Source organism: Cryobacterium sp. 10I5, assembly GCF_035019865.1.
GTDB classification, from domain to species: Bacteria; Actinomycetota; Actinomycetes; order Actinomycetales; family Microbacteriaceae; genus Cryobacterium; species Cryobacterium breve_A.
In genome coordinates this window covers 24861-34819 of the sequence record NZ_JASJVI010000038.1, presented here as the reverse complement: position 1 = coordinate 34819, position 9959 = coordinate 24861, and the positions used below count along the sequence as shown (strand labels likewise).

The 9959-nt window shown below is 62.2% G+C and carries 9 protein-coding genes; all 9 read right to left on the bottom strand.

All coding sequences use genetic code 11. The features are described 5' to 3' along the window. Positions 1-30: 30 nt before the first annotated feature. The 9 genes from QN350_RS11135 to QN350_RS11095 all read right to left on the bottom strand — a co-directional run bounded on the left by QN350_RS11135 (position 31) and on the right by QN350_RS11095 (position 9901). Positions 31-1146, bottom strand: coding sequence for a Fic family protein (locus QN350_RS11135; protein WP_323516390.1), 1116 nt, complete (start codon positions 1144-1146; stop codon positions 31-33). 124 nt (positions 1147-1270) lie between these two features. Further along, entirely contained in the window at positions 1271-2296 is a 1026-nt protein-coding gene (locus QN350_RS11130; protein WP_323516384.1) for a hypothetical protein, read from the bottom strand. A gap of 180 nt (positions 2297-2476) precedes the next feature. Beyond that, a complete protein-coding gene (locus QN350_RS11125; protein WP_323516382.1) occupies positions 2477-2794 on the bottom strand; it encodes a hypothetical protein in 318 nt (105 codons plus the stop codon). A gap of 417 nt (positions 2795-3211) precedes the next feature. Further along, positions 3212-4186: a class 1b ribonucleoside-diphosphate reductase subunit beta gene (gene nrdF / locus QN350_RS11120; RefSeq protein WP_281535972.1), complete on the bottom strand. Its 975-nt coding sequence runs from the start codon at positions 4184-4186 to the stop codon at positions 3212-3214. Between the two features lie 103 nt (positions 4187-4289). Further along, positions 4290-6395 carry a class 1b ribonucleoside-diphosphate reductase subunit alpha gene (gene nrdE / locus QN350_RS11115; RefSeq protein WP_322140344.1) on the bottom strand — a complete coding sequence of 702 codons (2106 nt, stop codon included), beginning with the start codon at positions 6393-6395 and terminating at the stop codon, positions 4290-4292. A 32-nt stretch (positions 6396-6427) separates the two neighbouring features. Next, on the bottom strand, positions 6428-6832 hold the full coding sequence (gene nrdI / locus QN350_RS11110; RefSeq protein ID WP_322138092.1) for a class Ib ribonucleoside-diphosphate reductase assembly flavoprotein NrdI: 405 nt from the start codon (positions 6830-6832) through the stop codon (positions 6428-6430). 54 nt (positions 6833-6886) lie between these two features. Continuing rightward, positions 6887-7120: a glutaredoxin-like protein NrdH gene (gene nrdH / locus QN350_RS11105; protein ID WP_134446781.1), complete on the bottom strand. Its 234-nt coding sequence runs from the start codon at positions 7118-7120 to the stop codon at positions 6887-6889. A 332-nt stretch (positions 7121-7452) separates the two neighbouring features. Continuing rightward, the gene (locus QN350_RS11100; RefSeq protein WP_322138093.1) at positions 7453-8463 is read right to left on the bottom strand and encodes a type IV toxin-antitoxin system AbiEi family antitoxin domain-containing protein; all 1011 of its coding nucleotides are present in this window, start codon (positions 8461-8463) and stop codon (positions 7453-7455) included. Between the two features lie 412 nt (positions 8464-8875). Continuing rightward, a complete protein-coding gene (locus QN350_RS11095) occupies positions 8876-9901 on the bottom strand; it encodes a LacI family DNA-binding transcriptional regulator (RefSeq protein ID WP_322138094.1) in 1026 nt (341 codons plus the stop codon). Positions 9902-9959 lie beyond the last annotated feature (58 nt).

The following is a 9959-nucleotide window of genomic DNA, read 5'->3' as shown; positions in this document are numbered from 1 at the left end:
ATCAACGAACCCGAGAAAGCAGGAACGAACTCAATGACCGCCTAGAGAATATGACTCATACAGGTTGACATCTTCCGTGGCGATCTGAGCGTTGACGGTCGAGACGCCCAACTGAGCGGCGGCTGCCGCTGCGCCGATCACTGGTTGGCGCAGCAGAATACCCACGAGCCGGTGGGCTGCTGAGTCCTGGCGCGCGCGGATGCGCCCGCGCCATTCCGCCTGCACGCTTCCCAGGTCAGCCACGAGGACGCGACCGTTGTGCACCGCTGCGAACGATGCGTAGGCAATGGAGCGGATTATTGGGGTGACATCCCCGGCCCGGTACGCGCTCAGGGCATCGAAATATCGAACGGTGTTGCGGAGTAGCCCCGCGGAGATCGGAACAGCCACGTTCCGCGTGAGCTCGCCCCCGCGCAGCATCGCCTGAATGAGAGAGCGACCGACTCTCCCGTTGCCGTCGGGGAACGGGTGAATTGTCTCGAACTGAGCGTGAGCGATCGCAGTCTGAGCGAGCACGGGAAGGTTGACGCGATTGGCGAAGGCAACGAGGTCGTCCATGAGTGCAGGGACCCGATCGTGATGTGGTGGGACGAACTGTGCGAAGTGCGGCCCCACGCTACTGACTCCGATCCAAACCTGCTGGTCACGCCAGTGCCCGACCACGCCCGGGTTGCTGTGCTCGAGGAGTGCGCGGTGCATCTCCAGGATGGCGGCGCCGTCGATCGAGCCAGACAGCGAAAGTGCTGCTTGCATGGCTCCGACATTGCCGGCGATGAGCTGCGCATCCTCCGAGGCCCGCTCACCGAGTTCCGCCAGGGCTATCTCCCGTGCGTCGCTGGTCAGGTGCTCAATCTCTGAGCTGGCAGCGCTCTCGGCGCGAAGGAGAACGGCCGCGAATGGTGCTGTGAGGTGACCGACTTCCGCATCGAATCGAGCCAGCTCACTAGCGGCCTCTTCGGTCAGGGCTTGCAGCTCGGTGTCGAGCGGCAACTGGAGATCAGCGATGAACGCGGGCACCGACGCAAGGTATGGGCCTGAGGCCAGGCGATTCTGGGTGCGTGAGCCGTACTCGTCCTGCACCTTGTGCCAAGGGCGTTCTTCGTAGTGCATAGCCAGCCAGGGCGACTTCTCCTTAGACGTGGTCATGCAGCGAGCATACCGATTCTTGGTTACTCATCCATTGCTATGAGCCCTGCCAAGTGTGAGTAGAACCGAGTCGGTGACGAGGGAACAATTGACCGCCCTTCAATGGACTTCGCTTGGCTGCTGTCTACGCGTAAATCGCTAGCGGGATGATTCGAATGGACTTCCCTGCGATACGGGAAGTGAGTTCTGGATTGAGCAATGCGTCAACGGTGGTGCCGCCGAACTTTGCTGGGCTTTGTGAGCTGAGGGTCGCCTTCATGCCGGCAATCAGAGCGTCAACACCGTCAGGGTTCACGTTGCGGAGAAGCTTGTTTCTCTGAAGAACCGGAACATTCTCTTCGGCCGGGGAAATTGCCTTCCCGAGAACGGTGAACACGCCGTCGAGAATCCTGTCTTCATCGTCTACGACGAAATGAGGGTTGTCGCAGATAGTGACTGCAGTGAACGTGTCGTCATCGCTCCCTACGAGTCCGTAGTATTCGCGGGTCTTGTCCCGTCGAAAGTCAGCTTGAACTGCTCTCGTAACGTCTCCCCAGAGGTCCCCCTGCGCCGTCGCAGTATGCTCCATCTTCAGGGCAGCAATTCGTACCTTCTCCAGGTCGCCATAGTCATTGAAGAGGGCAAGCTCTTTTTTCTTGACGATGAACTTCGCAATCTGGGAGACGAGTTCGGGGGTAACAACATCCATGATTGTCACAAGTTCTGATGGCCTGAAAGTGGCTTGATACTCCACGAACTCGCCACCCTCAATTGACTCGGCGTCAGCAACGGAACTAAGGGTGCGCAGTAAGCCCTTCTCCTTCAACGCACGGCGAACAACGTTCAGGTAGAAGGCCTGCGAGTACACAAACGACTGCGTGGACCGTGAGCCAGTGCTGACGGCCTTTGCGAGGGAGCCGGCCAGAGTGATATCGCCCGCAACAGTAGCCTTGCCGACCAACGGGAATTTCGCCGTCCCGTCTGCCGTCAACGTCGCATCAGCGTCGCCCGACTTAGTCTTCGACGAATCGCTATGTGTCTCCTCAATGGTCGAGGTGACAAGCGGGGAGTCCAGCAACTGCTGCACGAGACCGGCTATATGTTCAGAGTTCTGGTAAATCGAAATCGTTGGTCGTTCCAACGCAGCTTCGGCGAGCGGATTCCTCGTCAACTTTTCCCCCTGATTTCAAAATGAAATCCCGCTTCAGTGTCCCTGAGCGGGTCTTTTGCCACCCTACTTGCACCTACAGACAACGCCGTCGGTGGCCCTCTGTGTGAAGCAAAGTTGGGTCACATGCGTCATGGCGTTGCGTACGCGGCGCTCTATCTTGGAGCGCCCACGCGCGACGAGCTACTCATCGTCAGCGCTGGCGTGGGCAATCTCGTGGCGTGCAGCTTCCATGCGTTTCTGCGTTTCGGTCAGCTGGTCCCGCCCACCTGGGTGTGGCACGGGAAACCAAACCGTCGCCGCCCGCGCGGCGTAACGCTCGGCCAACAGCTCGGCTTCTCTCGTTCCGTACAGCCGTGGCTGCTTGCCGTTCTCGGTGATTGTGTACTCCCCGCTGGAGCCAGGGTAGCTCCAGACCCAGGCGATTAAGCCTGCGGTTTGGAGTTCGTCGAGGAAATCGCCTAAGTGCGCTTGCCTCGCGATTCGGTAGGGATGTTTCATGTCATCTCCGCTCTGATTGCAGCATGCGGCCAGAGCTCAGCGTTCAGCCCGCGCTCGAAGTGCGTGATGGTCCATGCGTCCGGCCAACTCTTGCCGTTGAGCGCATTCAGAACCGTTACGTGACTGAGCCCGCATTCTGTGGCAACGGACCGCGCGCTGTTGTCGCCGATTGCATCTCGAACGTTCAGGGCGAACTGACGCACAACCTCTGCGCTCGGGTTGTCCGAAGGATTCTCCGGCCAACCCGTGCACAATTCAATAGGTAGAGGTCGCTTTACGTTCGCCATTCGCAGCGCCCCTTCAAATCGGGAAAGCAATTAGCTGAAGGAGCATCGCTGCCCCACGTGGCCAAGTCAGATGCGAAAATGGCCAACTAATTTGCGAAATGGCCAACTAAATCGCGAAACAACACCAGGGCTAGAAGTCCCAGTCGGCGTCTTCCGTGTTCACGGCCTTGCCGATCACGTACGAGGAGCCAGACCCGGAGAAGAAGTCGTGGTTCTCGTCGGCGTTCGGCGAGAGCGCTGACAGGATCGCCGGGTTCACGTCGCACACCTCCTTGGGGAAGATGGCCTCGTAGCCGAGGTTCATCAGGGCCTTATTGGCGTTGTAGTGCAGGAACTTCTTGACGTCTTCGGTCAGGCCGACGGTGTCGTAGAGGTCCTGGGTGTACTGCACCTCGTTCTCGTAGAGCTCGAAGACGAGGTTGAACGCGTAGTCCTTGATCTCATCGCGACGCTCCTGCGTCGCCGCCTCGAGGCCCTTCTGGAACTTGTAGCCGATGTAGTAGCCGTGCACCGCTTCGTCACGAATGATCAAGCGGATGAGGTCGGCCGTGTTGGTCATGCGGGCGCGGCTGGAGAACCACATCGGCAGGTAGAAGCCCGAGTAGAACAGGAACGACTCGAGCAGCACCGAGGCGACCTTGCGCTTGAGCGGGTCGTCACCCTGGTAGTAGTCCATCACGATCGAGGCCTTGCGCTGCAGGTTGACGTTCTCCGTCGACCAGCGGAACGCCTCGTCGATGTCCTTGGTGTTGCTCAGGGTGGAGAAGATCGACGAGTAGCTCTTGGCGTGCACGGACTCCATGAACGCGATGTTCGTGTACACCGCCTCTTCGTGCGGGGTGATCGCGTCGGGGATCAGCGAGACGGCACCAACGGTGCCCTGAATCGTGTCGAGCAGGGTCAGGCCGGTGAACACGCGCAAGGTGAGCTGCTGCTCGACCGGGGTGAGCTGGTTCCAGGACTGCACGTCGTTCGACAGCGGGATCTTCTCCGGCAGCCAGAAGTTGTTGGTCAGCCGGTTCCAGACGTCGACGTCTTTCTCATCTTCGATCTTGTTCCAGTTGATCGCATCGACATGCGAGATGAGCTTGAGCTTGTCAATCATTTCGTGTTCCCTTTTCGGCCGGTCTCAGTCTTCGGCCGGTATCGGACGAGTCAGCGTGCACTGTGGATTACAGCATCCACAGTAGATGAAGCGGGCGCTGTGCTTAGAGCATGCAGCTCACGCAACCGTCGACCTCGGTCCCTTCGAGGGCCATCTGGCGGAGACGGATGTAGTAGATGGTCTTGATGCCCTTGCGCCACGCGTAGATCTGCGCCTTGTTGATGTCGCGGGTCGTCGCGGTGTCCTTGAAGAAGAGCGTGAGCGAGAGGCCCTGGTCGACGTGCTGCGTTGCCGCGGCGTAGGTGTCGATGATCTTCTCCGCGCCGATCTCGTAGGCGTCCTGGTAGAAGTCCAGGTTGTCGTTCGTCATGAACGGCGCCGGGTAGTAGACGCGGCCGAGCTTGCCTTCCTTGCGGATCTCGATCTTCGAGGCGATCGGGTGGATCGACGAGGTCGAGTTGTTGATGTACGAGATCGACCCGGTCGGCGGAACGGCCTGCAGGTTCTGGTTGTAGATGCCGTGCTCGATGACGGATGCCTTGAGCTCGGCCCAGTCGGCCTGGGTCGGGATGCGCACCCCGGCCTTCTCGAACAGCTCGGCGCCGCGAATGGTGGCCGGGACCCACGCCTGGTCGGTGTACTTGTCGAAGAACGTGCCGGAGGCATACGTGGAGTCCTCGAAGCCGGCGAACGCGTGGCCACGCTCGATGGCGAGCGTGTTCGAGGCGCGGAGGGCGTGGAACAGCACCGTGTAGAAGTAGATGTTCGTGAAGTCGATCGCTTCTTCGCTGCCGTAGTACACCCGCTCACGGGCGAGGTAGCCGTGCAGGTTCATCTGGCCGAGGCCGATCGCGTGCGACTTGTCGTTGCCGTCTTCGATCGAGCGCACCGAGGTGATGTGGCTCTGCTCGGAGACCGAGTTGAGGCCACGGATCGCGGTTTCGACGGTCCTGCCGAAGTCCGGAGAGTCCATCGACAGGGCGATGTTCATCGACCCGAGGTTGCAGGAGATGTCCTTGCCGATGGTGTCGTATGACAGGTCTTCGTTGTAGGTGGTCGGGGTGTTGACCTGGAGGATCTCCGAGCACAGGTTCGACATGTTGATGCGGCCCTTGATCGGGTTCGCCGCGTTGACGGTGTCCTCGAACATGATGTAAGGATAGCCGGACTCGAACTGGATCTCCGCGAGGGTCTGGAAGAAGTCGCGCGCCTTCATCTTGGACTTCTTGATCCGCGGGTCGTCGACCATCTCGTGGTACTTCTCGCTCACCGAGATGTCGGCGAAGGGCACACCGTAGACGCGCTCGACGTCGTAAGGCGAGAACAGGTACATGTCCTCGTCCTTCTTGGCGAGCTCGAAGGTGATATCGGGGATGACGACGCCGAGCGACAGGGTCTTGATCCGCACCTTCTCGTCGGCGTTCTCCCGCTTGGTGTCGAGGAAGCGCATGATGTCGGGGTGGTGCGCGTGCAGGTACACGGCGCCGGCGCCCTGGCGGGCGCCGAGCTGGTTCGCGTAGCTGAAGGAGTCTTCGAGGAGCTTCATCACGGGGATGATGCCGCTCGACTGGTTCTCGATCTGCTTGATCGGAGCGCCGGACTCACGGATGTTGCTGAGCAGCAGGGCGACGCCGCCGCCGCGCTTGGAGAGCTGGAGGGACGAGTTGATGCCGCGGGCGATCGACTCCATGTTGTCTTCGATGCGGAGCAGGAAGCAGGAGACGAGCTCGCCGCGCTGCGCCTTGCCCGAGTTCAGGAACGTCGGCGTCGCGGGCTGGAAGCGGCCGGCGATGATCTCCTCGACAAGGCCGATCGCGAGCTTCTCGTCGCCCTGGGCGAGGCCGAGGGCGGTCATGACGACGCGGTCCTCGAAACGCTCGAGGTAGCGGTTGCCGTCGAAGGTCTTAAGCGTGTAGGACGTGTAGTACTTGAAGGCGCCCAGGAAGGTCTGGAAGCGGAACTTCTTCGAGTACGCAAGATCGTTGAGGCGCGTGATGAAGTCGAAGGAGTACTGGTCGAGCACGGCCTGCTCGTAGTACTCCTTCTCGACGAGGTAGTCGAGTCGCTCCCGGAGGGAGTGGAAGAACACCGTGTTCTGGTTGACGTGCTGCAGGAAGAACTCCCGGGCCGCTTCCCTGTCCTTATCGAACTGGATTTCCCCGTTCGGCCCATAGAGGTTGAGCATGGCGTTGAGGGAGTGATAGTCCATCGCGAGCGCGACCTGCGCGTGCGGGGCTACTTTCACGGCTGTTGCTTCCAAAATGATTCCAATCCGTCGTGAACGATGCGCACATCATCCGGAGTTCCCAATACTTCAAATCGATACATATGCGGCACGTTGCACTTGGCCGCGATAATGTCCCCCGCGATGCAGAATGCCGTGCCGAAGTTCATGTTGCCCGCGCCGATCACGCCACGGATGAGCGAACGGTTGTGTTCGTCGTTCAGAAAGCGGATGACCTGCTTCGGCACCGCTCCCCTGGCCTCGCCGCCGCCATAGGTCGGCACGACGAGCACATAGGGCTCGGTCGCCCGGAGCGGCTCGTCGCGCGCGTGCAACGGGATGCGCGCGGCCGGCCTCCCGAGTTTTTCCACGAACCTCTGGGTGTTCCCCGAGGTGCTGGAGAAATAGACGATTTCAGCCATTTGCTGCCGGCTTCACTCTCGAACCGCTCGCTTCAGTCCCGTAGCGCTGACCGTTCAGGCGAGGCGTGCGGCGAGTTCGTTGATCTTGTCCGGGCGGAAGCCGGACCAGTGGTCCTCGTCGGTGATGACGACGGGTGCCTGCAGGTATCCAAGAGCCTTGACGGCCTCGAGGGCGTTCTCGTCGACGGAGAGGTCGAGCACTTCGTACTCGATACCTTTGTTGTCGAGGGCCCGGTAGGTGGCTGTGCACTGCACACATGAGGGCTTGGTGTAAACCGTGATTGCCATCTGGAAGGCCTTTCTCGTGTTCAAAAAATAGGTAGTTCAGAAAATAACGTGGTTCAGAAGTGAGTGCGCCAGTACGACTGTGCAAGTGCGATGCGGTCCGGCGAAACGCGGGATGTCACGTGTGTTGCGGCGTTGCTGTGCTGGAGACCAATACTACATGTAGTGCCACCGAATGGGAATGGCCACTACATGCGGTAATTACAATTATGTAGTTATCCACCGACATTCGAGTTGTTGTCAACAGGCCGGCGCATTCGGAGGCCCGGTTTCCTGCGGAAACCGCCCGGATATCCACACCCTGCAGAAACAGCATCCGCACCTCTGTGGATAACTCAGCGCGGGCGTGTCGCCGCCCGCGGCACCTCGTGTTCCACCAGGAAGTCGAAAAACCGCCGGGGAGACTCGACCAGATCCCAGTCCCAGCGCATGAAGCTGTCCGAGTGTTCCCGAAGTGCGTCCTCGCGCTTCTTCTCCTGCAGGACGACCTCGGCCGGATCACGTCCCGCCAGGATTCGCGCCCTGGTGTATTTCTGGTGCCCGTCGAATTCGCCGATCTTCCGCACGGTTCTCCAGTAGAAGTCCACCCAGTAGTCGTGCCCCCGGACATTCGGAAAACAGACTTGCAACTCCGGCACGACGAAGCCCAACTCGAACAGACGCACCCGGCTGAGCGACTCGCCCCCATTCGCCGACAGCGGATTGGCGAAGTCGATTGCCGCCTCGGCCTGCCGATAGCCGCGCCGGGGATTCACAAGCGCCAGCTCGGTGAGCAGGTCGTCCTTTGTGATTGCCCTGGCCCCCGCGCGTCCGAGACGCACATCGTCAGCGGCCCGCACTTGTTCCACCCGGAGGGCATGGTCGATCATGACCACGGCCGTCAGAAAATTCGTTCCCGCGGCGACGTCGACAAGGGTACGGACGAGCGACGTCACGGTGCATCCGGCCACCTCGACCGTGTCGGGTGCGGACGCGGACGCTCCGCGATGCGCCGTCAGGAAGCGGGCATGGCTCCCACCGGTTGCTTCCGGATCGAGGGCATGCACCTCGCGCGGCCACAGACCGATGTACGGGAGGCCGTGCAGCGCGGCTGCGGAGATGTGCGAAAGGACAAGGGGCCGTATGGCGCACGCGGCAGAAGCACGAACGAACAACCGATACCGGTTGTCGGGGTCCGACTCCCGCCAGAATGCTCCCCAGACGAACATCCCCCGCCGGATGCGCACCAGCGTGCCGTCTCTGAGCAGCGCATCTATCGCCGTGGATTGGAGGCCGGCGGCATTGAGGGCCCCGGTGGGAATCAGCTCACGGTAGCGAGCGGCGAGGGTGTCGAGTCGAGTTGTCATCGCCCGAGTTTCGGCGGTACCGCCCAGGCCCGCTCGGCTACCGCGACTCCTGTGGACAGTCGCCGCAGCATCCGCCCCGTTGAGGACCCTCCACCTCGCGGCGCGCGCTACGCCTCGCGGGGCGCGCGTTACGTCTCGCGGCGCGCGTTACGTCTCGCGGCGCGCGTTACGTCTCGCGGCGCGCGTTACGTCTCGCGGCGCACCGAGGAGCGCTCGCCCCGAGACGAAACCACCGCCACGAGCGGATGCCGGGGCCGGCACGAACGCGCCCTCTCGGGGCGCGCACCACACCTCGCGGCGCGCGTTACGTCTCGCGGCGCGCGTCACGTCTCGCGGCGCACCGAGGAGCGCTCGCCCCGAGACGAAACCACCGCCACGAGCGGATGCGCGGGCGTGTCGCCACCTGGTGCGCCTAGGCGCGCGGGGCGGTCGACTCCCGGACGATGAGCTCAGGGATGGAACCCGGCAGGTCGGGCGCTTCCTCGTCTTCGAGTACGGCGAGGAGAGTGCTCAGGATGTTTCGGCCGAGTTCGTCGAAGTCCTGGCGCATGGTCGTCAGGGTCGGGGAGAAGAACGCGGCCTCGGGGATATCGTCGAACCCGATGACGCTCACGCGGTCCGGGACGGGGAGTCCGTTTCGGACGAGGGCGTGGATCAGGCCGAGCGCCATCTGGTCGTTGCCGGCGAACACGGCCGTGAAGTCGCCGTACGAGCCGGAGCGGATCAGGTCGACACCGAGGCGGAACCCGCTCGCCGGCGACCAGTCGCCGATCAGTGGTTCTCTCGCGATGAGGCCGCGGTCGCCGAGTTCGTCACGCCACCCCCTGGCCCGTTCGATGGCGTCGACGGAGTCGGCCGGTCCAGCGAGGTGCACGATGTTGGTGTGGCCGAGCTCGGCGAGATGCGCAACGGCGATCCGCGCGCCGCGATAGTTGTCGACGCCGACCCGGTGGAACCCGCCGCGGCCGCTCGATTCCACCGCGATGAGCGGCACCCCGAGTTCGATGCCCCTGACGGCCTCGAGGGCGCTGCGGTGCGCTGCGATCAGCACGATCGCCTCGACGTTCTGCCGCAGGAGGAGTTCGACGGCGGATCGCAGCGATTCCGGGTCCGACTCGAGCATGCTCGCCATGCTCACCGCGTACCGGGCGTCCCTCGCCGCCTCGTTGAAACGCAGGACAGTGCTCGATGGTCCGTAATCGGGGCCGCCGGTGGTGATCAGGCCGATCGTGCGGGAGCGACGAGTGACGAGGGCGCGCGCGGCCGGGGACGGCCGGTAGCGGAGTTGCTTGATCGCGTTCTCGACCCGTTCCCGCGTCGCGGGGCGCACGTTCGGGAGGTCATTGAGCACCCGGGAGACCGTCTGGTGCGAAACCCCGGCCAGCCGCGCGACATCGAAGATATTGGCGACGCGCGCCTTCTCATCGTCCTTGCTCACCAGGCTCATTGGCTCCCACCGACGCGCGATCAACGCATCGTCTCTCTGTCCCCTTATT